This window comes from Paraburkholderia sp. (assembly GCF_049581445.1).
In the GTDB taxonomy this organism is placed as follows: Bacteria; Pseudomonadota; Gammaproteobacteria; order Burkholderiales; family Burkholderiaceae; genus Paraburkholderia.
The window spans coordinates 1-26,535 of record NZ_JBAURZ010000184.1; the positions used below are offsets into that span (position 1 = coordinate 1).

Here is a 26,535-nt window from a genome sequence, read left to right on the forward strand (position 1 = left end):
CGCCACGCTGGCCGGCGCCGCATGCGTGGGCGCGGAACTCGCCTGACCTTTAGCCCCGGCAGCCTGCAGGCGCTCGATGCGGGCGCGTGCAAGCGTCGCGAAACGGCCGTTCGGATACGCCTTCAGATAGGCCTCGTAATCGCTCGGATAGTTGCTGTCCTTGATCGAATCCCAGAACGTCAATTCGTACTGTTCGTTGCTGTCCTTCGGCAGGATGCCGCGGCTGTGCATCGACAAAACCTCAGCGCTGTCGGAACCGGCAAGCGTGAGACGCGCAGCATCGGCCGAAGAAAGTGCGGCGAAGCGGAACTCGCTCACGAGCGACGAGGCAACCCACGGCTGCTGTTCACCGTGCGTACCGGTGCTGACCATGCTGGTGACACGCCGGAAAACCGCGCCTATATCACGCTCACGCGCGGTAGCGAGCGTATCCAGCAGCGCACGCGTGAATATCCCATGGGCAGCACCATCTCCCGCGAACCCACCCGGTCTCGTTGCGTATGCAACGAAGGTCTGAGTAGGCAGTGCGAACCCTGCGAGACTGGGCTCCTCGAGCGGATCGCTCAGGCACGTGTCGAGAATCATCACATTCAGCCTGTGAGGACGCGGTACAGACATCGCGTCCATCACGGTGGCGAGATCGATGCCGTCAGCGAGGAGTGCAGCGGTAGAGCGGGTGTCGATTCCAGCGGGTACCAGGATTGTCCGGCCGTCGACATGCAAGCCATGGCCTGCGAAATAGAACAGTCCAACGCCGCCCTCACGCAGGCGCTGGCGAAAATCGGCGATTGCCTGTCGCATTTGCACTGGGGTTGCGTCGGTTCGCGCGATGACCTCGAAGCCCATCGCGGTTAACGCAGCACTCATGCTGTGTGCGTCATTGAGCGGGTTTCCCCTGATGCTCAACTCGTCGCCGCTGTTTCCGCTGTTGCCGATCACAAGCGCGACACGCCTGTCGTGCGCGCCGTTCTCGCGCACTGCTGGCTGGATGGAGACGGCGGGGGAATATTGCACTGCCGCGTGAGCGTCGATCCGCAGCGCAACGATCGCCCCCGCGACGCACATGAGCAGGAATTTTCGCCACATATTCAAACCTGATTGTTCGAGATCGAGAAGCTGTTGCGTAAACAACGATAGCACGCTGCGCACACGTCACAACACACGTCACAACACACGGCACAACACGTGTCACAACGTTAACGAGCGAGGCGTTTCCTTTTGACAAGTTACGTCCTAAGCTAAAGGACGGACTACGGGCCAGGCTTTACATCAATCGCTTGAGTTCGTGAGCAGATGCCGTCAGCCAATGCGCCTCAATTTCTGTTGTGCAGCGACGGCACCACAGACAATTGTTCGGGAGGGTTCGCGAGATGCTAAAAGCGATATTGCTGGGCGCTGTGGCTACGGCGTTCCTCGCGACGGCCCCGATATTCGCAGCGCAGACACCGTCTCCGCCTAATGCCGAGGAGTACATCATCTGGCCTCCTGACGGCGCTGTGATTCATGGCGGCAAGTTATGGGTACGCATGGGACTGCGCAACATGGGTGTCTGTCCGAAGGGCTTCAACATTCCGAACACCGGGCATCATCATCTGCTGATTGATACCGATCTCCCACCGCTGGATCAGGAAATACCCTCTGACCGAAATCACCTGCATTTTGGCGCCGGAGAGACGGATGCGCGGATCGAACTGCCCCCCGGCAAGCACACATTGCAGCTTCTGCTTGGGGACTATAACCACGTGCCACACGTGCCGCCTGTCTATTCGAAGAAGATCACCATTTACGTGAAATGAGACCGCTTTTGCCGGGACGCACCGCCTCCAGTCGCGCATACCCGCATCGGTCCGTCAGCACGGAGATCACTGGCCATGAACAAGATCATCGTGAGCACGGCACTTGCAGTTCTGGTTTTTTCGGGTTCCGCTTTTGCACAGCGTACGCCGTCGCCACCGAATGCGATGGTGTATATCGGCTATCCTAACGATGGTCAGGTTGTCGCTGCCGGCAAACCATTTCGCGTGTGGTTCGGACTTCGCAATATGGGCGTGGCGCCAAAGGGTGTCAATTTCCCCAATACCGGTCACCATCATTTGTTGATCGACACTGATTTGCCGCCAATGGATCAGGAAATCCCCAACGACCGCCAGCATCTGCATTTTGGCGCCGGTGAAACCGAGACGACACTTGAATTGCCGCCGGGCAAACATACGCTGCAGTTGCTGATGGGTGACTACAGGCACGTGCCGCACGATCCACCGGTTTATTCAAAGAAGATCACCATTATCGCGAAGTGACGTGACGTGACGTGACGTCGCGCTCGCTGCCGTGTCGGTGCCAGCCGAACATATCTCGCGCCGACTGTTGGCGCCGGCCCATCAATCAGCCTCTGCGCGTTGTTTGTGAGGCTCGGCACCTGCCATAGGGCGTGATAATTATCTTCGCGTTTTCAGGGCGTTACGCACCTTCTTCGATTTGCGAGTCCCTTATGGCACGGCCTATGCGTTAGTAAGGTTCGAGCAGACAACCTGCTCGAGCTCGGCCCCGATGCCATTCCGCTCCCCACTGGAGAATCGCAATGAACACCTTGATCATCAAAGACCTGGTCGTAACTGAAGAACTCGACAACCGCGCCATGAACGCCGTGCGTGGCGGTTCGCTGCCGAACTTCCCTGCGCCGGACACGCTCTTGTTAGGCGCCAGCTCCCCCGTCAATGCGACGCAACTGATCACTCAGTATTTGAACGTATCGAGCCTCAACGGTAACAACGTCGCATTCGCGAACGACATTCATACGAACATCGTGCCGCATCAAAGCGCCAGCAACACGGTCAACATGTTCTAAACGACACCGGAGGTCCGCGTGGGTATGAGTTACCCGCCGGCCGCGCTCAAAAACAATTCCTGGCGAATCGTCCTGTCCTTATAGCTCGCCGCATCACCACCCAGACACTGCGCCGCACAACGGTTGCCAGGCCTCCATTGAGGCGTTGCGCAGGACATGTCTTGCCTGAATGGCGGGTTGTCGAGTCGCGGTGCAGTGGCTTTCATCGGAGAAAATCGTGTCGACCTTGTGGAGTCTGTTCCGTCAACGCCATTTACACGCTTCGGCGGCGCAGCGGCCTGTGGCGGACGCAGGAGCGCGCACCAGCCATCTCGCTCCCACGATGCGTGCGCTCGGTGCAGTGACGATATGCGCCTTGCTGCTGGGCGCATGCGCCGACGTCAGCATGCCCGACTACAAGCGTCCGGACACCCCCGCCAAGGACTCGTGGTCGCGCCAGGGCGAGCCGGTGTCGGCCGCCGCGACGATTGAACCTGATTGGTGGAAGGGCTTTCAGGACCCCTATCTGGATCGGTTGATCACGACGGCGATCGCCGGAAACTTCGACATCAAGGTATTGGCCGCGCGGATTCAGGTGGCAGGCGCGCAGGTTGACGAAGCCAAGGCGGGCGCGTTGCCGACCGCCGACTTCGGTGCCGGCGCCAACTTCCAGAAGAGCACGGGCGTTGGCTTTTCCCAGCAATACAACCTGGGTGCCCAGGTCAATTGGGACATCGACATCTGGGGCAAGGTGGAAAAGGGTGTGCAGGCACAAAAGGCCGAGTTCCACGCGACGGAGGCAGACTGGCGCGCAGGATACCTGGAGCTGGTGTCCAACGTATCAAGCACCTATTTTCAGATCCTTCAGTTCGACGATCAGATCACACAGCAGGAAAAAACGCTAACGACCAACAAGCAGATTCTCGCTATCTACGTTGGCCAGAGCCGCAGCGGCCTGATTCCGCAAACGCAGGTGTTGCGCCAGCAAGCCGAAATCAATCGCCTGACCAACGAACTGCTGGAACTGCACCGGTCGCGCGATCTTGCGAACAATGCGCTATCTACGCTGATCGGCGTGCCCGCTGGCGAGTTTCAACTGCCGCCCGGGCATTTACAGGAGCGCGTGCAATTGCCTGAGGTGCCGGCCGGTCTGCCGTCACAACTGCTGGCGCGGCGCCCCGATATCGTTGCAGCAGAACTGAGAGTGCTGGAGGCCTACGACCTCGTCGGTCAAGCCAAGCTCGCACAGTTGCCGACCGTCAGTCTCACCGGCCATGGCGGCACCGCCAGTCTCGCGCTCAATACGCTGTTGAAATCGTTCACCTTCGGGTTGATGCCGAGCATCGACTTCCCGCTGCTCGATCCTGGCGTTCGCGCCCATGTGCAGACAACCAAGGCACAGAACACGGTAGCAGAACAGCAGTACCGGAGCACGGTGATGGCTGCGTTCGAGGAAGTGGAAAACGCGCTCGTCAACCTCAATTCGCACAAACAGCAGCGTGTCGAACTGCAACAGGAGGTTGCGCGTCTCCGGATCGTGGCGGATCAGATTGAAGCGCAGCTGAGAGAAGGGGTAGTGTCGCAACTCGAGGTGTTCGAGACCGAGCGAACCTTGCTTGAGGCACAACTTGCGCTGCTCGCCAATCATCAGCAGATTCTGTCCGATACGGTGCGGCTCTATAAGGCGCTCGGTGGAGGCTGGACTGCGGTCGACGTAGAGGCCGAAGTAAAGGAGCACTGATATGAAATACCCCTGCCTAAGTGTGTCCTCCTCACCGATACAGGCATGCGCAATTGACTACCGCGATGCGTGACTTACAATTCTCTTGTCTCCGTGTATCAGGCGGCTTGCTGTGCAGAGATCGATCCATTGCACCGCTTCCCGGCATTCCTCTGACGCTTGTGTGTCAGCAGATAAATATTTCGTGATGCAGACCAATGACTCCCGGTGAAGCTCCGATCGCAGAGAGGCAGGCTACCCAGGAGCGGGAGTTCGATGTCGTGCTCTCGCCGGTTTCGCATGCCGAACTCGGCGTGATCTGCATCAGCGACAGTCTGTTTGCGATCGGGCGTAGCGAAGCTCCGTTTGCGAGTTATCCCGGAGAACGCTTGACGCGCCTGTCGCGCCGGCATGCGAGGATTTTCGTCGAGCACGACGCGGTCTATGTCGCAGATCTTGATAGCAAGAACGGCACGGCGCTAAACGGCGCAAGCGTGCGTCATACGCCGAGCCGCATACGGACTGGCGACGAACTGTGTTTCGGCGGCGAACTGACCTACCGGGTGGATTTCAGGCAACGTTCGCGCCCCGCACTGGCGGACCGTGCTGCGCTGCTGGTCGGCCTGACCCTGCTGCCCGAGCGTGGCGACCTGGGACTCCAGCAGATCGAGGTGCACAGCTTCCCGTTTCTCATCAGCAAGGCCGATGAACTGTTTGCGCGCTACAAGGAGCTTTACCCGCACCAGGTCAACTACATCTCGCGGCGTCACGCGCATATGTTCCTGAAGGGCGGCGACCTTTGGGTCGAAGACCTGGGCAGTACGAATGGCACTTTCGTCAACGGCAAGCGGCTCGCCGAATCGGCGGTCGTGCTGCGCGAGGGCGATGGAGTTGCATTCGGTGGTGACCACTTCGTCTACAAGGTGCAACTGCACAAGGCCCTTGAGATCGAACCCACTGTGACCCAGCTATTTTCCGCCAATGCCACGCATGATCTGGCCGATCCTGACAAGACCACATTTGTCGGCGCCGCGAATTCCTTCCTCGATATTTTCTGCGTCGATCAGGCACTCAAGCGCGAAGACGAAGTGAACGAAGCGTTGCCGTCTGTCACGGACGACACGAAGGACGAGGGCCGTCGTCAGCACGGTAAGGCGCGGTGGCAGGTGTTCGCTGCCGAGTTGGTGCGGGCCTTTGCCGGTGCCGATCGCGCGGCCATGTGGCGCACATTCCGCTGGGGATTCGCCGTGCTGGCGGTATTGATCATGGCCGGTTCAGCGCTCTATTTGCGGGGCGCGTCGCAGCGCGAATTGAAAACGCTGCTCGCCACCGGGCAATTTGAGCGTGCGATCGGCATGGCGAACCAGTACCTCGAAAGGCATCCGGCAGACACGGAGATCGAGGCCCTCGCAAGCGAAGTGTTGTTGAAGGCGAGAGTGCCGGGTTGGTTGAGTGCGTTGCAGCAACGAGACTTCGATCGTGCCGCCACGTTGATCGCGCAGATGCAAAGCCTGAGCAAGTCGAACGCTGACGCTGCTGCGCTCGTTGGCGAACTGGCCTGGGTTGGCGAACTCGAACACTTCATTACCAGCCGGGGCGGCGCGGCTGTACCGGTTCACCTCTACGCCGACGAAGACAAGATGAGTGGGCTGCTGGCCCGCTGGAACGACGATCCACCGGGCCACCAACGCATGCTTGACCGGATTTCGTCATACGTGCCGGTATTTGCTGATCCGTATGCGCGAGCCATGAGCGATCTGCGCAAGCTTCAGAGCGACGTGTCAGTTTATCTGCCGGCAATCGAGCGTCTGAATGCGACGATCGATGCGCAGTTGGGCCAAGGCAATCCAGCTGCGTTGCAGGCCGTGTTCAACGACTACGCTGAAAAATATCCGCGCCTCGCAGGTCTGGATCGGCTGCGCGACGACTTGCGAAAGTACACCTCTATATCGGACGAATTGCGAGCCAGGCGACTCGGTCCGCTGCTCGCCTTGATGAAGGACACGCAGTTCTCGACCCCGCATTTCCAGGCCCAATATCGTCGACTGGAGGCGAACCAGTTGCCGTCCGCAGAAGTCGTCCGGCAGTACGACGCTGTCGAGGCAGCGTGGCAACGCGGCGACGGGCAGCAGGCGCTCGCCGATCTGCAGTCGATGCCGGCTACTTCTTGGTCCGATGCGCTGGCAGCGGAACAGGCGCATAAGAAAGCAGTATTTGACCAGTTTGGCGCCCTCCAGAAAGCGCATGGCAGCAACGACTCCGACGGGCAACTATTGAGCTTCTATGGCGGCCTTGATCCCGTTGAGGATGCGTGGTTTGTGCACGCCATTCAGGCCGACGTGGCTGCGATGCGCGACAAGGCCCTGGCGCGGGCGCAGGACTGGCTGACTCACGCGCAGGCTTTGTGGCGCGAATACCGCAGCAACGGTTCGATCGGTGGCACACAGCGGCTCGAATCGGGCATCTCGGACCAGTTCCGCAGCCAGGCGCGGCGCCTGTCCGAAGCGCAGTCGAACGCGCAACAGGGTATGCGGATCTTCGCGCAGTTGAAGGCCGACCATCCGGCTGACTGGGATCGCTTGCAGAGCGATATCGACGCAGAAGTGCAATTGCAACGGCGTTCGTTGCAGGATTTGCGCATGGTACTGGAGCCGGGCTTGTTGCAGGCGAAGCTGGCGCTGATCGGAGGCGCACGCGGTGAAACGAGACAATCATCTTAAGCCCCTGTCGGAGGCGCTCGAAGATCACAGCGCCGAAGGCATCGCGATCCTGACGGCCGAACCCGTCAGGCTGGCGCGTGTGCTGGTGCTAACTATGGTTGCGTTGGTGGTCGCGGGGCTACTCTGGTCGTTCGTTGGCCGCGCAGATGTGATCGTGAGCGCGCAGGGGGCGCTTGCGCCGGAGTCCGAGGTAAGGCGCTTCTATGCCCCGATCGACGGCGAACTGGCCGATCTGTACGTCGCGGAAGGCCAGCCGGTGTCGAAAGGCGACGTGCTCGCGCGGCTCAACGCGCGGGGGGCAATCGAGGCGGCGAGCAACGCGCTTCAGTCGCAATTGAAACTCGAAGACGCCGAGCGTGAATGGAAGGAGTTCCCGGACAAGAAGCTGCTGATGCAGCGTAAGGCCGATGCGTTGAGGGAGCAGATGGAAGTGGAGTCGCGCCAGAACGAAAACCGCATTTCAGAAGGCACCACGAAGCTCGCGGAAGGCCAGAAGGCGCAGCTTGAAGAAGCCCGCAGCGTGCTGGATAACGCCCGTCGTGCGCGCGACGACGCTCGCGCGGAGCAGGACAAATATGTGCGCCTCTTCGCTGAACCCGGCGGTGGCGGAGTTGCGCAGCTTCAGGTCGAAGCGAAGAAAAGCGCCTATCTGGAGGCGGAAAACGCCTACCGGGTCGCGCAATCGAAACTGGCTGAACTGGATTTCCAGCTCAGCCATGAATATGCGCAGGCGAATGCGCAACTTGAAACAAGCGGCCAGCAGGCCACTAACCTGCAGATTCAATACGACTCGGCGGTCCGCGACATTAGTACGACCGAAGACAAGTTGAGGCTGCAACTGCAAACCGCGCGGCTCGTGGCCGATGCGGCTGCGCGGATTCGCTTCGAGAACATCGACAAAGACAATTTCCTGCTGATCCTCGCGCCGGTGTCTGGCGTCGTCACGGATGTGACCTCGACCCAACCCGGCGACAAGATTCAGGCCAACACGCCACTCGGCGCCATCGCGCCGAAAGACGCCCGGCCTGTACTGAAGATCGAGATTGCCGAGCGCGATCGCGCGTTCCTGCATGAGGGTCTGGCGGTCAAACTGAAGTTCAACGCGTTTCCGTATCAACGCTATGGGCTCATCGACGGCACGCTCGAATACATTTCCCCAGCCACCAAACCGTCTGCACAAGACAAGCAACCGGTATACGAGGGGCGGGTCGCGCTGAAGCAAAACTATTACCAGGTGGCGGAGACGCGCTATCCGTTGCGCTATGGAATGACCGCTAGCGCGGAAATCGTCGTTCGCAAGCGGCGGTTGATCGATCTCGGACTGGACCCATTCAGGGACCTGGCCGGGTGATGCGTGAGCCGGTGGCCGCGAATGCAGATGGATACTCACTTAAGGAGCGGATGACATGACCGCGATAGTACGAATCGATGATGAAGTCGTCGACGTCGCCGAATTCATACGTCTACTGAAGCTGACGGGCCAGTTCGAGGGCCTGATCGAGCAACTGGTGCGCGATAAGCTCGCGGTCCACGCTGCGAAGAAGCAAGCCATTCGCGTGTCGGAAGAGGACATTCAGGAGCGTGCGGACCAGTTTCGCAGAGTCCGTGGCTTGCATCGCGCCACCGACATGAACCACTACCTCGATGCGATCGGCGTGAGTCTGGACGAATTCGAGCACTTCATCACCGATAGCCTGTATCAGGAAAAGATGCTCGAAACGGTCGGTGCGCCGGCGGCGATCGAAGAGTACTTCACGCTGAATTCGCCCCGCTTCGACGCAGTCGAAGTGAGCCATATCGTGCTGGACGAAGAGGGCAAGGCGAAGGAAATGATTTCGGTGCTGCAGGACGATCCGGACAGCTTCGCCGAAATGGCGCGCGAGCATTCGATTGCGGATACGCGCGAGGCGGGCGGCGTGATCGGCAAGGTGCTGCGAGGCTCCCTTAAGCCCGACATTGAAGCGAAGATCTTCAACGCGTCGGTTGGCGATCTGCTCGGGCCGTTTGCATCATCCGACCATTCGTGTTTCGAGATCTTCGCGGTAACCGGCAAGTATCCCGCAGCGCTCGACGACGATGTTTCTTCCGAAATCAGGCGCCTGCTGCGCGAGCGATGGCTGATGGAGCGGGCACAGGATCACGTCATCGAGGCGCGTTAGCAGCGCTGGTGAGCGTTGAGTAGCCGGTCGAGATTGCTTTCACGGCGCGAGGTCACGCGTCAAAGCCGAGGTTTGCAAGCATATGGACGCACCACAGACATCACCGTCTGCCGCCGAATTTCTGTCGTCGGTCGAGATTCTCTCGCCATTCTCGCGCGACGAACTCGAACGTTTGACGGAGCACGTACAGTCACGCTTCTATTCGTTTGGCGAGACCGTGTGCAAAGCAGGGGAACCTGCGGACGGGCTGTTTGTGGTCAAGTCAGGCTCAGTGCGGATCTTTACCGAGGAGCACGGCAAGGAGGTTAGTCTTGGGGTGCGCAAGGAGCGCGAGATCTTCGCGGATATCGCCATGCTGCGCGCCTATCTGCATGAATCAGCGGTGCGGGCGTCGGCGAAGACGGAGTTGCTGTTCATCCCGCGTACGGCCATCGAACCCGTCATTGCCGGCAACCCGGCCGCGCTCGCTTTCGTTACCAGCTATGTCGCCATCAGTTCGGCCGGTGGGTTTGTCGCGCAACTGTTTGATTTGCGCGGCAAGCTGAACAAGGCCGAACTGGAGGAATATGTGCGCAGCGTCGGCGTAAAGCGGGTCGGCGAGGGCAAAGAAATACTCAAGCAGGACAGCCGCGAGGATCGCAGGCTATACGTGGTGCGGCAGGGCGAAGTGCGGATCGTTCGGCACGAGGACGGCAACGACTATCTGCTGGCGACCTTGCAACGAGGGGAAATATTCGGCGAGAAGGCCTGCCTGCAGCGCCAGGAGCAAATGGCCTCGGTCATTGCGACGACCGACACGCGCCTCCTGGTCATTCCGGAGAAGACGGTCCACTTTATCCTCGAACGCAACCCAAAGTTGCGGGAAGTGCTTGACGAGCGGATTCGCTATACCGAACGCGAACTTGAGCGCCAGAAGCGGCTCGAGCAAAGACGCAAGCGCCCGGTCATACTCGATCTCCATTCGAAACCCGAATTCGGCGAGAAGATCATCCGCCGTTTCGCGCTGGTCGAGCAGGCCGAGGAAATGGATTGCGGCGCTGCGTGTCTTGCGATGATCTGCAAGCATTACGGCATTGGTATGACGCTTGGCAAACTACGTGAGCTGGCGAACGTCACCACCGAAGGCGCCACGCTTGACAGCCTCGCGCGAGCCGGCGAATCGCTCGGCTTCACCGCGCGCGGCGTGCAGTGCGTCTATGAGTCGCTGCGTAGCTTCGACCTGCCGTTGATCGTGCACTGGGAGGGCTACCACTACGTCGTGGTGTACGGCATCTCGAAGGAGTGGGTCTGGATGGCCGATCCGGCGCTCGGCTTCCGAAAAATGACGGTGGAAGAATTCGAGCGCGGCTGGAGCGGCACCTGCCTGCTGTTTACCGCCAACCCGGATCTCGTGCAGCGGGTCGCGTCGCGCTCCCCGTGGGTTCGGTTCATGGGCTACCTGACGCCCTACAAGAAGATACTTGGTCACCTGTTTCTGGCGACCTTCGTGATCCAGGTGCTGGGCGTGATTCCGCCGCTTATCATCCAGAACATCCTCGACGGCGTGATCGTGCATCAGAACGTGAGTTTGCTGCACCTGCTTATCGCCGGGCTCATCATTGCCAATGTCTTTACGCAGCTGATGTCGACGGTCAGGGCATATCTGGCGAATTTCATGGTCCGCAACATGGACTTTGCGATGATGTCGCAATTCTTCAAGCACACGATGTCGCTACCGTTCTCGTTCTTTGCGAAGCGCAAGACTGGCGATATTTTCGCGCGCTTCCAGGAAAACCAGACCATTCGCGCGTTCCTGACCGAATCGACTGTGACCACTGCGCTGAACCTGTTGATGGTGTTCATCTACTTCACGATCATGTTCGTCTACAACGTGAAGATGACACTGGTCTTGATCGCATTCGTGATTCCGATTCTCGTGCTCACCGCGCTCGCCACGCCCAAGCTCAAGGCCTACGCGCGCGAAGTGTTTTCCGCTTCGACGGACTCAAAAGCATTTCTGATGGAGGCGCTCGCTGGCGTTGAGACGATCAAAGGCATGGGGATCGAGCGTCCGGTTCGCCTGAAATGGGAGAAGAAATACGCCAAGGCGCTTGAAGTTCAGTACCGTGCGCAAGCGTTCAACATCCTGGTCGGATTCGGCTCCCAGCTGTTGAGCGCGGCCACCACGATTGCGATATTGTGGGTTGGCGCAAATCTTGTATTAGCGCGCGAATTGACCGTCGGCCAGCTGATTGCGTTCAACGCGTTCATGGGTAGCGTGCTGAGTCCGTTGATGGGACTGGTCAGCCTCTGGAGCATGCTCAATGACGCAGGCGTGGCGATGGAGCGGCTCGGCGATGTGCTCGACATCGAACCCGAGCAGAAACCGGAGGACCTCGCGTCGCGCGTGATGCTGCCGGACCTGAAAGGCGAAATCAGTCTGAATGGCGTCTACTTCGGCTATGGCGGCGGCGACGCGGCCTACGTGCTCGAAAATATCAGCTTTGATATCAAGCCCGGCGAGCTGATTGCGATCGTCGGTCGCAGCGGGTCAGGCAAGACCACGCTTGCCAAGCTGCTGGTCGGTTTCTATGTGCCGACCGAGGGCACGATGATGGTGGACGGCTACGACCTGAACGTGATCGACAAATCCTACTACCGCGCGCAAATCGGCTACGTAATGCAGAGCAATCTGCTGTTCTCTGGGACCATTGCCGAGAACATCGCGAGCGGCGACGACGCACCGGATCGACGGCGAATCGAAGAAGTGGCGAAGGCAGCCGACGCGCATGGATTCATCAGCAAGATGCCGTTGGGCTACGAGCAGATCGTCGGCGAGCGCGGTGTGGGTTTGTCCGGCGGTCAGATCCAGCGGCTGTGCATCGCGCGGGCGCTTTATCACGATCCGCGCCTGCTGGTATTCGACGAAGCGACTTCTGCGCTTGATACGCAGTCAGAGAGCAATATTCTCGGCAATATGCACGCCATCCTCCACGGGCGCACCGCGATCATCATTGCACACCGGCTCAGCACGATCATGCGTGCTGACAAGATTCTGGTGCTTTACGAGGGGGCCATTGTCGAGCAGGGACGGCACGACGAATTGCTGCAGAGGAAAGGCATGTACTACCAGCTTGTTCAGAAACAGTTGAGTTCGGCATGAAAATACTCGACCAGACCGAGGAGAGCAGCCCCGCGATCTCTTACGCAGGGTTGATCGAGAAAATCGAAATCCTGCGCTCGATGCTGCGTTGGTCATCACGACTCGAGCGGGCGGACATCGAAAAAGTGCTCAGACAAGCAAGCGTATTGCGCGACGAAGTCATGCAACTGTCGCACAGGGAGCGTTTTGTCCAGGCCGTCGCTGAGCCTGCGCGCGTCGAACTGTCACGTGGGCAGCGGCGCCAGGCATTGCTTGCACGCAGCTTCATTTTCGAAGGTACGTTTGGGGACAATCCGAAGCTGCTCGAAGCGCTCGAAATTGCCGAGAAGGCAGCGCCGACTGATCTGCCCGTATTGATCGACGGCGAAAGCGGCACCGGCAAGGAGTTGATGGCGAAGGTCATTCACGCGAACGGCAGCCGGGCGGATAAACCCTATATCTCGGTCAATTGCGGAGCAATTCCAGAAAATCTACTGGAGTCCGAACTGTTCGGACATAAGAAGGGCGCATTTACCGGGGCGTCGAACGATCGCAAGGGCAAGTTCGAGAGTGCGCACACAGGTACCATTTTTCTTGACGAGATTGGCGAGTTGCCGCTAGCGGGTCAGGTAAAGCTGCTGCGTGTACTGGAGTCGCATGAGATCCAGCGGGTGGGTTCGGACGAAACCATTGCGGTCGATACGCGAATCGTGGCCGCGACGAACCGGAATCTGCGGCGTCTGAGCGAGGAGGGAAAGTTTCGCGAGGATCTGTTCTATCGGCTGAGTGTAATTCACTTGACGTTGCCGCCGCTGCGCGAGCGTCGCGACGAAATCCCGCTCCTGTTTGCCTATTTCGGCGATGAAGCCGCGGGCGTTCTGAAGCGTCGGCCCATCAGGATGACACCGCGTCTGCGTGATTTTCTGCTTCGTTATCCCTATCCGGGGAACATCCGCGAACTGCGCAACCTGATGTACCGCCTCTCCTGTCTCGCTGCAGACACAGCGGACATCGAGCACTTGCCAGTCGACACGCGGCCCGCAACGGCGAGCGCGTCTGCCGGTTTGGGCGCGGGCGGCAACGGCAACGTGACGGATCTAACCTCGCTTGCCGACGCCAAACGCGCGGCGAGCGACGAAGCCGAGAAGGCGTTTCTTGAGCGCGGCCTGCACGAAGTGGGGGGTACGGTTGCCGAACTGGCACGGCGAGTCGACATGAATCGCTCGCATTTGCAGATGCTGCTGAAGAAGCACGGACTGCATTCGAAAGACTTCCGCCACGCAGGCTCCCCGCGCGAGGACAAGGAGCCCGGTAGCGCTTGATACGCTAATATCTTGCGTCGTGGCCCGTGATCACGTTGTTGGGTTCAGCAGCGTCTTGTCGGACCCTTCCGTGTCCTCGGCATGCGCCACGACCGCTGTGATGTTATCGCGCCCGCCGCGTGCGAGCGCAAGGTCAACCAGCACCTCGCAGGCGTGGCGGCAATCGACGGTAGCCAGCGCGGACACCATCTCCTCTTCAGCGACCTGATTGCTCAATCCATCGCTGCACAACAGGAACGTGTCGCCATCGGCGACGGCAAGGGTGTTTTCATCGAGATCGAGCTCATCGGTCGCGCCGACCGCGCGCGTGATCGCGTGCTGGGCGGGATGATGTAGCGCCTCTTCGTCAGTCAGATAGCCTGCCGCCTTGAGCGCTTCGACCTGGCTATGATCGCGGGTCAGCAGGCTGAGTTGTCCCTGGCGGTAAAGGTAGAGGCGGCTGTCGCCGGCCCACAGATAGGCGCAATAGCAGTCGCTCGCGAGCAGCACAACGACCGTGCTGCCGATGCGCTGCACCTGGCGGCGCACCGCTTCTTCCCTGAGTTGACGATTTGCGTGCATCAGGCTTGTGCGCGCGTCGGCAAGCAGGCGCCCGATACTATTCGACGGCGCAATCCGGCTCAACCCGTCGATTATCAACTGGCTCGCCAGATCGCCGACGGCGTGGCCGCCCATGCCGTCGGCGACGGCCCAGCATCCGCGTTCGGGTTGTGCTAGACAGGCGTCCTCGTTGATTTCACGAACGCGGCCCACGTCGGAGCGCGTCGACGATACCCATCGAAATTGGCTGGCACAAGTCACGGCATCTATACCGCCCGGTTTTTGCTGACCGCGTTAGGGGTTACGTTGATGTTTGAATTGTTGCCGGTGTTGTTGACGTCGACCGTCTGGAACTGGTTGATCATCTGTCCAGCATAGAAGGTGTTGTTCGTCTGGTACAGGTTGATCACTGAACCGGCGCTCGACGTGCTCGGCTGGAATGGCTGAATCCAGCCATACACCCAAGGCGCACCGTCGCCCCCTCGGATGGCAGTCATTGCTTTGTGGTCGAGCGCGACGCTATGGGAAAGGTCACGCACGGTAATGGAAGTCATGTCGGATCTCCGGATGGCCGTTCAGATACGGCATTGCGTCAATGGGAAGCTCATACCCCTTGGTGCAAGGGCCATGCCAATCTCGCGAGGCCGCCGGGCGCTCCACGTAACGCATTGATTGCGCGGTGATTGCCGGCGTAACGGGCGTATGGCTGACGCGCCTAAACCTCCAGAACGTTGGCTGATCGCCAACAGAGTGGGTTGTCGGCCCACTTCAAAACCAACACTTTCAATTGAGAATCGCGACGCTCGCCGCGAGTCTTAATTGATGGACCCGATCCAACACTTCGAGCCGCAAGCTGTTGCGTTAATGCGAACACTTGTCTGCCTTCGTCGCCTCCACTATCTGCTGAGACGCCGCTAAAACAAGGCTTTCCCCTTCCTGGCCCGATTGATGCAAAAGAGAGGCAACAGTGTTGGCAACCGATGCAAGCGACGCTTGCAGGAACCAGGAAACCGAGGCGAGTCATGAACAGCATGCAGCAACCCGCGAGAGTCGAACAGTGCCACACGACGCACGCCGGTATCGACGCAGCAGCGGATCTGCCGCTCGAAGCCGAACCGCAGCTCGGTGCTCATCTCGTCACTCAGCGCCGCGGCTATGCGCATCACGGCGTCTATGTCGGTAACGGAAAGGTTGTTCACTACGCAGGTCTGTGCGGATCGGCCCACCGTGGCCCGGTCGAGGAAGTCACGCTCGAGCGCTTTGCCGCCGGCCATGAGATTGCGGTGCGTCCGCATCCGTGTCCGAGCTACGCAGGTGATGAGGCAGTGCGGCGTGCCCGTTCCAGGCTTGGAGAAAACCACTATCGGCTGTTGACCAACAACTGTGAGCACTTCTGCACGTGGTGTCTGTTTGGCGAAGGCCGCAGCCAGCAAGTGGAAACGTGCCTGACGCATCCACGCATGGCGCTTTACGCAATCGTCTGCCTGTGCAGGGCGCTTGTCGCGGCGGAGTTGAAAGGCGGTTATCGCATGGCGCGCGCTGCCTGATCAACGAATGCGCCGCAACGAATGGTTTGGCTGGTTCGAATTGGATTGAGGAGAACGACATGATCACGACAGAAAAATCCTTGCATTGGGCGGTCGACAAGTGGCTTGCTCCTACTCCTGCGATGCCGGCGCGCGTCAGGTGCTTTTGCCGGAATGCGATGTCTCGCCAGCGCTTCGTGTGCATTGAGACCTTGCGACCGGACGGCGTGCTGGCGATTTTCTTCTTCCGGCACGGCGACGGTTCATGGAACGTGTTTCCACCCGCTGCGGAACGGCCGGCAATGAACGGGTATCGGCGGGCGGCCCGGGCGTGAAAGCTTGAATCGTTCGCGTCAGGCTGGCGCGCGATACACAGCGCAGAGCTTGTTGCCATCCGGATCGCGCAGATAGGCGAGATACACGCCGCCGACCTTAGGGCCACGCAACCCGGGCGGCTCTTCGACGGATTGTCCACCATGGGCCCACGCCGAGCGCGCCCAGTACGGCGTCGTAGAATCGCTTTGCTTTTTCGAGGTCGTTGGAACCGACCACTACATGATTGAACATTGCTTGCTTCTTCCATCCTTCGAGGTATTCGAGCCTGGGCCAGAGCGTCTTTTCGAACGTCCCCGCGCTACAACGCTCCGGCCTTCGGTTACTCGTTAGCGGTCAACGGTCTGCTGCATCTTGGCCGGATAACGGTCGCCGACAATCGCGATTTCGTTCAGCGCCGCGTCGATCCGCGCTGCGTCCTCGTTCGACAGAGCGATCGAAGCCGCAGCGATGTTCTCTTCCAGCCGGGACAGCTTCGTAGTACCAGGAATCGGCGCCATCCACGCCTTCTGCGCGAGAATCCACGCCAACGCAATCTGCGCGCGAGTCACCCCCTTTTCGTCGGCGATCGCGCCAAGTGCATCGACGAGTGCGGCGTTAGCCCTGCGATTTTCTTCCGTAAATCGCGGCACAACATTGCGGAAGTCGGATTTGTCGAAGGTCGTCGCGGCGTCGATCGCGCCAGTCAGGAAGCCTTTGCCGAGCGGGCTAAACGGTACAAAACCGATGCCCAATTCCTCGAGGGTCGGCAGCACGGACGCTTCCGGCTCGCGCCACCACAACGAGTATTCACTCTGTACAGCGGCGACCGGTTGAACCGCGTGGGCGCGGCGAATCGTACTCGCGCCTGCCTCAGACAGGCCGAAATGCAGTACTTTGCCTTCCTTGACCAGGTCGCGCACTGTGCCTGCCACGTCCTCAATGGGCACCGCCGGGTCGACCCGGTGTTGGTACAGCAGATCGATACGATCGGTTTTCAGCCGTTGTAGCGACGCTTCCGTAACTGCTCTGATGTTTTCCGGCCGGCTGTCGAGACCTGCGGCGGGCAAGCCGTCACGAAATCCGAATTTGGTGGCAATGACGATCTTGTCCCGGCTCGCTGACAGGGCTTTGCCCAGCAACGTCTCGTTGGCGTATGGACCGTATGCTTCGGCCGTGTCGAAGAAGGTCACGCCTTGATCGAATGCCGATTGAAGCAGACGAATCGCCTGCTGTTCCTCTGTAGCGGGACCGTATGCGAAACTCAGTCCCATGCAGCCCAGTCCGATGGCGGACACCTTGAGACCGGACTTGCCTAGTTTGCGCTGCTGCATGATTTCCTCTCTGGTGTGACGACGTAAAAATGACTGGCAGAAACGGATGCCGCGTATGAATCGATGCGAACATCAAGAATAGGCTCGATAATCTGGCTCAACAATCCGTCTGTGGCTGCAAGCCCTTTTGAGGAAAATTCATCAATGCCGCGTCCGGGTATTTCAGAGTTGTCGGCCTTCGTTGCCATTGCGCAGCATCGAAGCTTCAGCGCAGCCGCGCGCGCGATGGGCGTAACCCCCTCTGCGTTAAGTCACGCAATGCGCGCGCTGGAGGCTCGTCTGCAGACCCGGCTCTTTACCCGCACCACGCGCTCGATGGCACTGACCGACGCAGGAGAATTATTGCTGCGCCGCGTCGCCCCCGCCATTCGTGACCTCGAAGAGGCGGTGGATGAAGTCACGTCTGCGCAACAGCGGCCCTCGGGATCGATTCGCATCAATTGCTCGGAGAACGGTGCAAGACCACTGATTGAGCATGTGTTGCCAAACTTTCTTGAGACCTATCCGGACATCGACGTGGAGTTCGTCTCTGACACCCGGCTTGTTGACATCGTGGCGGGTGGATTTGACGCAGGCATCCGGGTGCTGGAGGACGTGCCGAAGGACATGATCGCGGTGCGGTTCGGCCCGGAAATGCGCTTTGCTGCCGTTGCCTCGCCGACGTATATCGGGCGGCACGGCATGCCGCAAAATCCAAATGATCTCCTTAGCCACCGCTGTATCCGGTTTCGCTTCGAAAGCGGTGCGCTGTTCCGATGGGATCTCGAGCATCTCGGCAGGCGTGTTTCGCTCGACGTCGACGGGCCTATGACCCTTGGGAATCTAAATCTGATGGTCTGGGCCGCTCTGGCGGGAATCGGCATTGCGTGGGTGCCGGAGTCGCTCGTTAGCGAGCTTGTCACTGCGGGCTTGCTGATTCACGTGCTGCCGGGGTTGGGACCGTCATTCGGCGAATGGTGTCTTTATTACCCGGCGAACCGGCATACTCCCCCGGCGTTGCATCTATTCGCGAACGCGGTGCGCGAATGGTCCGCTCGACAACGCCTTGCAGATCATTGACGAATGCAGTTATTTATACAGCTTGGCTGCTTGCGTCTGAGCTCGCGTTTAGCAAAATCATCTCATGTATGGTCGCAAGCGCCTGTTGCGATGTGCCGCCGTCCTGTGCGGCCTCGCCATCGTCACTTATAGGTTTCAGCAGTGCGAGCAGATCTTTCGAAGTGGTCGTGTTTTTTGGCGTGGTGATATCTGATACCAGCTTGCCACCCACGTAGTTCGAATTACGTGTGGATTGACTTGACGACTGGCTTAGCGACGCGTGAACCAGGATGCCTTTCTCCGTCGCAAGCGTGACCGTGCTGCTTGCGCTGTCGTCGATCTGCACGTCGTCATAGTCCCCGGACCCTGATAGCGCCACTTGATAGCTAGCCTTCAGATTCGATTGCTGCGTCTGCGTAACCGTGCCGTTCTGCAGATCGCCTTCGCTACTGGTGGTCTGGGAGACCTGATAGGAAAATGAACTCGGGTTGCCCACTGTACCGCCGGCATCGCTAATCGAGGCCTTGAAATCGTCCAGCCCCGTCAACATTGACTGCTCCGATTCCGCAAGCCATGACGTATCGGCCGTACCTGCGGGCTGCGACGACGTCCCCTCGTCTCCGTTCAACTGCGTGAACGCGTCTTTGAACATCGCCATCATCGCTGTGTTCCCGTGACCATCCTGATTCGCGTTGTCGAACTGATTCAGATAGCTTGCGATGGCCTGGTCGCGTTGCGCATCCGAGCCGAGGAGCGCGGAGTTGCTCGTGTCGACACTGAGGTTCATCGTGCCGGCCGCGTCCGTGAGGCTCAAGCTCCTGCCTGCACTGTTCACGGAAAAATCGCCTGAGACGCTGCCTGACATGCCGCCCGACACGTTGAAGTGCATATTCACCGACGACAACACCGACGGGTTGTACTGCATCAGACCGCTCAGATTGAGCGTGGGCGGGTTAGTGGTCAGGCCGTTGATCGCTTGCTGAAATCCATTGGCGAGTCCCGCCACGGCGGCACGTTCGGCGTCGCTCAACTGCCCACTGCTTTGGACGCTAACCCCCAGCTTGCCGTTCGAACTGTTGAGGTCAATCTCGACTTCGATGCCGCTTGCGGTTTGAACAGTCAGTTCGATATCGCCTTGCGGGCCTTGCGTTCCCTGTCCGATTGCTCCGGTGGCACCTGTCGAAGAGACCGAGACCGACTGCGCGAAACTGCTACCCGTGGTTTGGAAGCGATCGAGCAGCGCGCTTCCCAGATTGGCGAACTGCCCGGACACCGAACCCGCCAGCACATCGTTCCCCATCAGTGCAGAAACGGCATCCGTTGGGCTTTGCGCAAAACTGAGCGTCGTTAGCGCACCATCCATCGTTCCTTGCGGCGTGTACACATTGATCGTTCCATATTTCGTCGAAGGAATCGTGACGACCGTCGACTCGGATCCAGCGGCTGCGTCTTGCGAGGTGGCGCTGGATGTCGAGGCAACGCCGCTAGTAGTGTTCGATGGCGACGTGGACGTCAGATAAGGGGATCCGTTTAATGACGATATGATGGTCATAGTGCGGCGCTCGGTTATTGTTAGTGGACGAATGCGGTCACATCGCAGATGGCCTATTTGTCAGTTGATATATCGACTCAAAAACGAGGATCTTTAAGCCTTTGTTCTCCGGTTGTGTTTTTGAATTTGCCGTTGTTTCCAGATACTCAAAAGCAACTCTCATTGTGTCCAACGAGGAAACAAATAGCCTCCTTGTTCCGGACAATTGCGTTTGCAGATAGCCCGGTCTGAATTTGCGAGGATTAGTTGAGGAATCCATAACGACTATGCCGCTGCGTTCGGCGGTTATAGCCGAAGTCAATGCGGTGAGTAGCCGTAAAGGGGGAGTATCTGGACGGAAACGCAGAGATCCTTCTCGGGCGGATGGCCCGAGCAAAGGAGATTTGAGGCGACTTGCTGCTCGTTTTATTCGGTTTCGTCCAACTTGACGGCAAAACCGCGTTGCACGCCGGGACGCGCAAACAAGGTCTCGTACCAACGTTTGACGTTGGCGAAGTCGTCGAGTGAGACCTGATGCTTCTCGTGACGCCAGGCCCACGCAAGAATCGCGAAATCCGCCACGGATAGATTCCCGGCGACGAATTCCACTTCTGCAAGCCGCCGGTCCAATACGCCATAGAGGCGGCGCGTTTCATCTGAGTAACGCTTGAGTCCGTAGCGCCGATCGGTCTCCGACTCAAGCATCCGAAAGTGATGCACCTGGCCAGGCATTGGGCCGAAGCCGCCCATTTGCCACATCAGCCATTCGAGGACCGGCACCCGTTCGCGCAAGCTTGCGGGCAGGAACTGGCCGGTCTTTTCGCCGAGGTAGAGCAGGATCGCGCCGGATTCGAAGATGTTAATGGGTTGTCCGTCTGGTCCATCGGGATCGACGATTGCGGGGATTCGGTTGTTTGGACTAATGCGCAGGAAATCTGGGTGATGTTGCTCGCCCTTGGAGATGTTCACCGTCTTGACGGTGTACGGCAAATTCATTTCTTCGAGCGCTACGCTGATCTTGCGGCCATTCGGCGTGTTCCAGCTGTGCAGGGTGATTGTCATGGGGAGCGGTCCGTGATGAAAGGCTGCGTCGATTCGCGCGTGCGGGGCTCAATCGCAAGCATTCGACGCAATCGCCGTGAAGAACGCCGCGGTGCGCGGGACCCATCAACGATACACGAAGGTTGGAAACGAAGTGTCCCTATGAGGACACCGGGACTGCGCAAACTGGGCTTCTATTACACCATGTAAAGAGTGAATTGAGCCCCGTGGTATGCCCAGCGCCTCCATTCAGCCTTATAGTCAATCCGTGATAGATCCTGATTGGACCATGGTCATTCTAAAGTGAATGCGCTTACCCTTGCGGTCCGAGTCGGTGTCGCAATTCGATGAACGTTTAAACCGGAAAATAGAAAGATGAAGCTTATATTTGTAGGCGACCCGATGTGCTCCTGGTGCTACGGATTCGGCAAGGAGATGACTTCAATTGTCGAAAATATGCCCGACCTCGACGTCCAGATCGTACTAGGCGGTATGGCCGCAGGTTCAAAGCAGGTTCTGGACGACGCAGGCAAGCAGTTCCGCTTGACGCATTGGGCGCGCGTCGAACAGATGAGCGGTGCCGAGTTCAATCGCGAAGCGCTGATGGCAAGAAAGAATTTTGTCTACGATACCGAACCGGTTTGCCGTGCGGTCGTTACCGCCCGTATGATTCAACCGTCGGCCGATCTGCTGGCCGTGTTCCGCGCGTTTCAGCGGGCGTTCTACGTCGATGGCGTCGACACGACAGATGGCAGCGTATTAGCGGGAGTCGGCGCCGCAGCGCTGCAGGCGAATGGATTCAACACCACTGCTGAGGAATTTCTCGCAGTTTGGGCCTCGAAAGAAGCGATCGAGGCGGCAGCGGCAGATTTTTCGTTGACGCGTGAGCTTGGTGTTTCAGGCTTCCCGTCGCTGTTTGTCGAGTGGAACGGGAAACTCGGCCGGCTGGGTTCGGGATACATGCGTGCGACTGACGTTCAGAAAGCGCTGGCGAGTCTCAATAGCTAGCGAATGGCGTTGCCGTTATTTGCGGCAGTGAGCGGGACGAAACCAGATTGACCCAATGCGGCCGTGTTACGGCCGCATGTTGTTTCTGGTTATCTGAAGAAGCGTTGTTCAAGGGTGCAGTCATTTTGTAAGGTGCGAAGCATGGACGTTGCAGACCTTAAGGTATTCGAAGCAGTAGCGCGTCATGGAAGTATGAATCGGGCCGCTCTCGAACTGCATACCGTCCAGTCGAATGTCACGGCGCGAATCCGGGCGTTGGAGCGAGAAATAGGGGTTGCGCTCTTTCAGCGTCACGTGCGTGGTGTGAGCATGACACCGGCGGGGCAGCGAATGCTTCCGTATGCTGCGCGTATTGCAAAACTCGTGACGGATGCCAGGACCGCTGCGCTCGATGACGGTGCGCCACGCGGCGCGCTGGCGCTCGGAACGCTGGAGACGACCGCAGCCCTCCGGCTTTCCCCGATCCTAAGCAATTTCTATCGTACGTATCCTCAAGTTGGACTATCGGTTACGACAGGCACGAGTAGCGGACTGACTTCCGACGTCGTGGAATGTAGACTTGATGGCGCGTTCATATCAGGCCCTTTAGACCACCCGGAGCTTTACGCCGAAACTATCTTTCGCGAGGAACTGGTTCTGGTGACGCCACGTGCGATGCGATCGCTCGAATCCGTCAGATCAGCACAGGACCTCAAGATCATTGTCGCGCGTCTGGGGTGCTCGTATCGTCTTCGGCTCGAGTCTCTACTCGCTGAAATGGGCGTATCCACTGCAACGCCGCTTGAATTCGGCTCGCTTGATGCGATCATCGCGTGCGTTACCGCGGGGGTGGGCATTACCTTACTTCCGCGAGGTATAGTCTCTGCAGCCGCGAAAAAAGACCTCGTCACTATCCACACAATCGCCCCGGAGAAAGCGCAGGTTGAAACGCTTTTTATTCGGCGACATGACGCCTACGTCTCAAGCGCCATGCAGGCATTCGTTGATGTCGCGCGGTCACAACCCGGACCGCTCATGGTAGCCGCGTAGGCGCTTAGCGATCGCCCTTGTCGAGTACCGGAAGATCTTCAAGGACAGGGGGCGTTGTTCTTTTCAGGGGTGCGATGCTTGGTTGAAGATCTCGCGTGTTATGGCCCGTGCGGAAAAACTCCGTGCAGAAATCGACAAAAGTCCTGAAGCGCGCGGGGAGTAGTTCCCGGTGCGAATAGAACAGGCAGATCTCGTCATCGGCGTCTGATGTTGTGCAACCCGGAAGGACTGAAACAAGACGTCCCATCAGAATATCTTCCCGCACCATTGTTTGCGGCAAAGCGGCAATACCTGTTCCGGTCAGTGCCGCAGCGCGCAGAAGTGCCTGATCGCCGTCCATCGACGACATAGGCAAAACGCTCACGGGTCGGCCACGTTCTATCAATTCAATAAAATTGGTGCCGTTCTGGCGCGTCGCGGGGTCCAGAAGCAGAAAATGTTCAGACAGCGCAGCCGCGTGCGCCGGCGTGCCGTAACGATCCAGGTAGCCTGGCGATGCGACCATAACTCTCGATGACTTCCACAGCGTTCGACGAATGACCGCGATTTGGTCAATCGATTGTGGAGGGAGAATGGCCATGTCAAAGCGCCCGTCGAACAGATTGAGCGCATCTTCCTGAACCGAAATCATAAGGTTCACGTTTGGCGCAACGACGTGGTAGCTGGATACGAACTTTGAGAACGTTTCGCTGACAAGCATAGGGTGGACGACGAGTCTAAGTCGGCCACCATCAACCTGACGTTCCTGTGTAATCCGACGATTCGCCTCGTCTAGCTCTTCGAGTAGCCGGCAACAACTGAGGTAGTAAGACTGGGCCTCTTCCGTCAGCGTGACCGAGCGCGTCGTGCGGTGAAGAATGCGTGTCTGGACGCGGGCTTCGAGCTTCGCGATTGCTTTGGAGATGGAACCGGTGGTGACACCTAGCGAAGCAGCCGCCTTGCTAAAGCTACGATGCTGGGTGGCGGCGACAAAGGCCCTCAACATATAAAGCTGGTCCATCATCAATCTCGTGCGGGGAAAGGGAAAGGCCAAACTTCGGGCGCCACCATCTTCGCGGTGATCACGTTTGTTCGAGAGCTTTGGGAGGCGAAAATAGGCTTGAGCGCCCCGGATCCGGGGCCTAGTGTCCCGCCGTCACTGTATCAACGTTTTTACGCGGGACCGACGCTTTGTCGCGATAGGGCTATCTGTTTTCTTGATAGCCACTCCGCTTGGCATTGCTGGCGTCAAGCCGCCGCGGGCTGCTCCGCTCCCACTATCGCCGAGTCAAATCCACCGACGCTCAGCCATGCTAAAGAAGCGATGCGACCCCAACAATTGCGGCAAGTACAACAAAGGCGTGCATTGTTGCCTGATGGGCAACCTTCAATCGGTGATGGTTACAGCTTGCGAATGGAAGGAATAACTTTGTCTGCCAGCAGTTCTATCATCCCAGCGATTTTTTCAAATGGCATTCCCCCGATATCGATTTGCGCGACCAGCCTGTCCATCCCGGTCAATTCATGAAGAAGGGAAATCTTGTCGATAATTTCGGCCGGACTTCCGACGAACGGCCCGCTGTTTTTAGTAATGGACCGATTGAAATCCTCGCGCGGGATTCTTGGTCCAGCGGACTTTGTAGGGGTTGAATCGAGCCAGTATTGACTGTAGTAAGGATAAAAGTTGTCGCGAGCCGCTTGTGACGACTCGGCAATGTGAAGATGTCCATTGACGGCGACGCGCAATGTTTCGGCGTGCCCTGCGTCTTGTCCGACGGTCCGATAGAGCGCCGCGAGTTGAGCCGCTCTGCTATAGGGGCCGCCTAGCACGGCAAGCGCCATTGGCAAACCCAGGCGGCCGGCGCGGATCGCACTGTCTGGCGAGCCACCTACACCGATCCAAAGCGGAATTGCAGGTTGCAGAGCGCGCGGCGCAATCTCTGCGTCATTCAAGGGCGTTCGGAAGCGACCTTTCCAGGTCACGCGCTCCGACTTATTTAGCAGGTCGAAAAGCGCCAGCTTTTCGTCGAACAATGCTTCGTAATCGTGCAGGTCGTAGCCAAAGAGAGGGAACGGCTCACTGAAAACCCCGCGCCCTGCAATGATCTCAGCCCGGCCGCTTGAGACCAGATCCAAGGTTGCGAATTCTTCATAAACACGCACGGGGTCCGAGGTGCTGAGGACAGTGACGGCGCTGGTCAGGCGAATGGTGCTTGTCGAAGCGGCGATGGCAGCGAGAACGACAGATGGCACCGACACGGCAAAATCGAGTCGGTGATGTTCGCCAACTCCAAAGAGGTCCAGGCCCGCTTGCTCCGCGAGTTTCGCCACCGCAATGGTCTCTTTGATGCGGGTATGTGCATCAACGGGTTGACCGTTGGGTCCAACGGACGAGAGGTCCGAGAGCGTATAAAGTCCAATCTGCATTTTGAGTCCTTGAAAATTCAGTATCGTGTGACTGGGTGTTCTACGTACGCGGTTGGCGTAGGCACCGGGCGCCCCCTGACCCAGGTCTGGATCCATGCATCAATCTGGATAGGGGAGCGGAACTGGAGGGCGCTGCCGCTGGGGCCATGCTCGCGCTGGATGCGTCTAACCGCGCCTCTGAACCCGCATCGCCACCTTTGTCACAACCGGTTTTGTGGTCTTCGCCTGGGCGGTTTTCACCTGGGCAGTATTCACCTGCGCGGTCTTCACCTGTTCCTCGATCTCGTTCTGCCCGATGATCTTCGCGATCTCAGCATCGGCCTGTTCACCGTACTGTGCAAACACATCGGTGTGATAGGTCGTATTCACCGCCGCCGCGAGCTGTGTGCCGGAGTCGTCGCGCGTTTCGGCCTCAACATCCATCGACAGGCCAATGCGCAGCGGATGCGCCTGCAGTTCCTTCGGGTCGAGCTGGATACGCACCGGCAGGCGCTGCACGATCTTGATCCAGTTGCCGGTCGCGTTCTGTGGCGGCAGCGTGGCGAACGCGCTGCCCGTGCCCGCCGAGAAGCCGATCACTTTGCCGTGGTACTTGACGCTTGATCCGTACACATCCGCCGTCATCGTCACCGGCTGACCGATACGCATGCGGCGCAACTGCACTTCCTTGAAGTTCGCATCGACCCATACGCCGTCGAGCGGCACGATCGACATCAGCGGGGTGCCGGGACCCACGCGTTCGCCAACCTGCACGGAGCGCTGCGCGACCCAGCCCGTCACGGGTGCTGGCAGCGTATTGCGTGCGTAGTCGAGGTAGGCGTCGCGGACCTTGGCGGCAGCGGCCAGCACGTTCGGATGCTGTGCGATCGAGGTGCGGTCGGTCAGCGCATGGTTCGATTGCGCC

23 protein-coding genes and 1 pseudogene are annotated in these 26,535 nt (G+C 58.9%); 14 read left to right on the plus strand and 10 right to left on the minus strand.

Annotation, left to right across the window (positions count from 1 at the left end):
• Positions 1-1,086, minus strand: a 1,086-nt coding sequence (locus WCA85_RS16380; protein ID WP_424065591.1) for a caspase family protein, incomplete at its 3' end; no start/stop codon positions are given.
• 284 nt (positions 1,087-1,370) lie between these two features.
• Here WCA85_RS16380 and WCA85_RS16385 point away from each other — a divergent pair.
• The 9 genes from WCA85_RS16385 (at position 1,371) to WCA85_RS16425 (ending at position 13,866) form a co-directional block, all read left to right on the plus strand.
• A complete protein-coding gene (locus WCA85_RS16385) occupies positions 1,371-1,796 on the plus strand; it encodes a DUF4399 domain-containing protein (protein ID WP_424065593.1) in 426 nt (141 codons plus the stop codon).
• A 75-nt stretch (positions 1,797-1,871) separates the two neighbouring features.
• Positions 1,872-2,297: a DUF4399 domain-containing protein gene (locus tag WCA85_RS16390; RefSeq protein WP_424065595.1), complete on the plus strand. Its 426-nt coding sequence runs from the start codon at positions 1,872-1,874 to the stop codon at positions 2,295-2,297.
• 281 nt (positions 2,298-2,578) lie between these two features.
• The gene (locus WCA85_RS16395) at positions 2,579-2,845 is read left to right on the plus strand and encodes a hypothetical protein (RefSeq protein ID WP_424065597.1); all 267 of its coding nucleotides are present in this window, start codon (positions 2,579-2,581) and stop codon (positions 2,843-2,845) included.
• Between the two features lie 322 nt (positions 2,846-3,167).
• Positions 3,168-4,565 carry an efflux transporter outer membrane subunit gene (locus WCA85_RS16400; RefSeq protein ID WP_424065630.1) on the plus strand — a complete coding sequence of 466 codons (1,398 nt, stop codon included), beginning with the start codon at positions 3,168-3,170 and terminating at the stop codon, positions 4,563-4,565.
• Between the two features lie 197 nt (positions 4,566-4,762).
• Positions 4,763-7,264 (plus strand): FHA domain-containing protein, encoded by a 2,502-nt coding sequence (locus WCA85_RS16405; protein ID WP_424065599.1) that lies wholly within the window; start codon positions 4,763-4,765, stop codon positions 7,262-7,264.
• Positions 7,242-8,615, plus strand: a complete 1,374-nt coding sequence (locus WCA85_RS16410) for an HlyD family efflux transporter periplasmic adaptor subunit (RefSeq protein ID WP_424065600.1) — start codon at positions 7,242-7,244, stop codon at positions 8,613-8,615. Before WCA85_RS16405 ends, WCA85_RS16410 begins: the two co-directional genes overlap by 23 nt.
• Before the next feature lie 55 nt (positions 8,616-8,670).
• On the plus strand, positions 8,671-9,423 hold the full coding sequence (locus tag WCA85_RS16415; protein WP_424065601.1) for a peptidylprolyl isomerase: 753 nt from the start codon (positions 8,671-8,673) through the stop codon (positions 9,421-9,423).
• A gap of 82 nt (positions 9,424-9,505) precedes the next feature.
• Positions 9,506-12,565: a peptidase domain-containing ABC transporter gene (locus WCA85_RS16420; RefSeq protein ID WP_424065603.1), complete on the plus strand. Its 3,060-nt coding sequence runs from the start codon at positions 9,506-9,508 to the stop codon at positions 12,563-12,565.
• Positions 12,562-13,866 carry a sigma-54 interaction domain-containing protein gene (locus WCA85_RS16425; protein ID WP_424065605.1) on the plus strand — a complete coding sequence of 435 codons (1,305 nt, stop codon included), beginning with the start codon at positions 12,562-12,564 and terminating at the stop codon, positions 13,864-13,866. Before WCA85_RS16420 ends, WCA85_RS16425 begins: the two co-directional genes overlap by 4 nt.
• A 30-nt stretch (positions 13,867-13,896) precedes the next feature.
• Here the strand turns inward: WCA85_RS16425 and WCA85_RS16430 are convergent, their stop codons facing one another.
• Together WCA85_RS16430 and WCA85_RS16435 are read right to left on the minus strand one after the other, a co-directional pair.
• Complete coding sequence (locus WCA85_RS16430; RefSeq protein ID WP_424065607.1) at positions 13,897-14,667, minus strand: PP2C family protein-serine/threonine phosphatase; 771 nt, start codon at positions 14,665-14,667, stop codon at positions 13,897-13,899.
• A gap of 5 nt (positions 14,668-14,672) precedes the next feature.
• The gene (locus WCA85_RS16435; RefSeq protein ID WP_424065609.1) at positions 14,673-14,960 is read right to left on the minus strand and encodes a hypothetical protein; all 288 of its coding nucleotides are present in this window, start codon (positions 14,958-14,960) and stop codon (positions 14,673-14,675) included.
• A gap of 468 nt (positions 14,961-15,428) precedes the next feature.
• On the opposite strand from WCA85_RS16435, the gene WCA85_RS16440 reads away from it, so the two are divergent.
• Together WCA85_RS16440 and WCA85_RS16445 are read left to right on the plus strand one after the other, a co-directional pair.
• Positions 15,429-15,953, plus strand: a complete 525-nt coding sequence (locus WCA85_RS16440; protein ID WP_424065610.1) for a lecithin retinol acyltransferase family protein — start codon at positions 15,429-15,431, stop codon at positions 15,951-15,953.
• A 59-nt stretch (positions 15,954-16,012) separates the two neighbouring features.
• A complete protein-coding gene (locus WCA85_RS16445) occupies positions 16,013-16,267 on the plus strand; it encodes a hypothetical protein (RefSeq protein ID WP_424065611.1) in 255 nt (84 codons plus the stop codon).
• An 18-nt stretch (positions 16,268-16,285) separates the two neighbouring features.
• Here the strand turns inward: WCA85_RS16445 and WCA85_RS16450 are convergent.
• A pseudogene (locus WCA85_RS16450) lies at positions 16,286-16,499 on the minus strand (hypothetical protein).
• 95 nt (positions 16,500-16,594) lie between these two features.
• Entirely contained in the window at positions 16,595-17,578 is a 984-nt protein-coding gene (locus WCA85_RS16455) for an aldo/keto reductase (protein WP_424065612.1), read from the minus strand.
• A gap of 144 nt (positions 17,579-17,722) precedes the next feature.
• Here WCA85_RS16455 and WCA85_RS16460 point away from each other — a divergent pair, with 144 nt between their 5' ends.
• A complete protein-coding gene (locus WCA85_RS16460) occupies positions 17,723-18,637 on the plus strand; it encodes a LysR family transcriptional regulator (protein ID WP_424065614.1) in 915 nt (304 codons plus the stop codon).
• A 13-nt stretch (positions 18,638-18,650) separates the two neighbouring features.
• Here WCA85_RS16460 and WCA85_RS16465 read toward each other — a convergent pair whose 3' ends face one another.
• Both WCA85_RS16465 and WCA85_RS16470 read right to left on the minus strand, forming a co-directional pair.
• Positions 18,651-20,168, minus strand: coding sequence for a hypothetical protein (locus tag WCA85_RS16465; RefSeq protein ID WP_424065616.1), 1,518 nt, complete (start codon positions 20,166-20,168; stop codon positions 18,651-18,653).
• 405 nt (positions 20,169-20,573) lie between these two features.
• Entirely contained in the window at positions 20,574-21,209 is a 636-nt protein-coding gene (locus WCA85_RS16470; protein WP_424065618.1) for a glutathione S-transferase family protein, read from the minus strand.
• 354 nt (positions 21,210-21,563) lie between these two features.
• On the opposite strand from WCA85_RS16470, the gene WCA85_RS16475 reads away from it, so the two are divergent.
• Together WCA85_RS16475 and WCA85_RS16480 are read left to right on the plus strand one after the other, a co-directional pair.
• The gene (locus tag WCA85_RS16475; RefSeq protein WP_424065620.1) at positions 21,564-22,196 is read left to right on the plus strand and encodes a DsbA family protein; all 633 of its coding nucleotides are present in this window, start codon (positions 21,564-21,566) and stop codon (positions 22,194-22,196) included.
• A gap of 141 nt (positions 22,197-22,337) precedes the next feature.
• Positions 22,338-23,225, plus strand: a complete 888-nt coding sequence (locus WCA85_RS16480; RefSeq protein ID WP_424065622.1) for a LysR family transcriptional regulator — start codon at positions 22,338-22,340, stop codon at positions 23,223-23,225.
• Positions 23,226-23,229: 4 nt separating this feature from the next.
• Here WCA85_RS16480 and WCA85_RS16485 read toward each other — a convergent pair whose 3' ends face one another.
• The 3 genes from WCA85_RS16485 to WCA85_RS16495 form a co-directional block, all read right to left on the minus strand.
• Positions 23,230-24,225, minus strand: a complete 996-nt coding sequence (locus WCA85_RS16485; RefSeq protein WP_424065624.1) for a LysR family transcriptional regulator — start codon at positions 24,223-24,225, stop codon at positions 23,230-23,232.
• 380 nt (positions 24,226-24,605) lie between these two features.
• Positions 24,606-25,631 carry an LLM class flavin-dependent oxidoreductase gene (locus WCA85_RS16490; protein WP_424065626.1) on the minus strand — a complete coding sequence of 342 codons (1,026 nt, stop codon included), beginning with the start codon at positions 25,629-25,631 and terminating at the stop codon, positions 24,606-24,608.
• A gap of 165 nt (positions 25,632-25,796) precedes the next feature.
• Positions 25,797-26,535 (minus strand): HlyD family efflux transporter periplasmic adaptor subunit (locus tag WCA85_RS16495; RefSeq protein WP_424065628.1); only part of this gene is annotated, 739 nt, incomplete at its 5' end.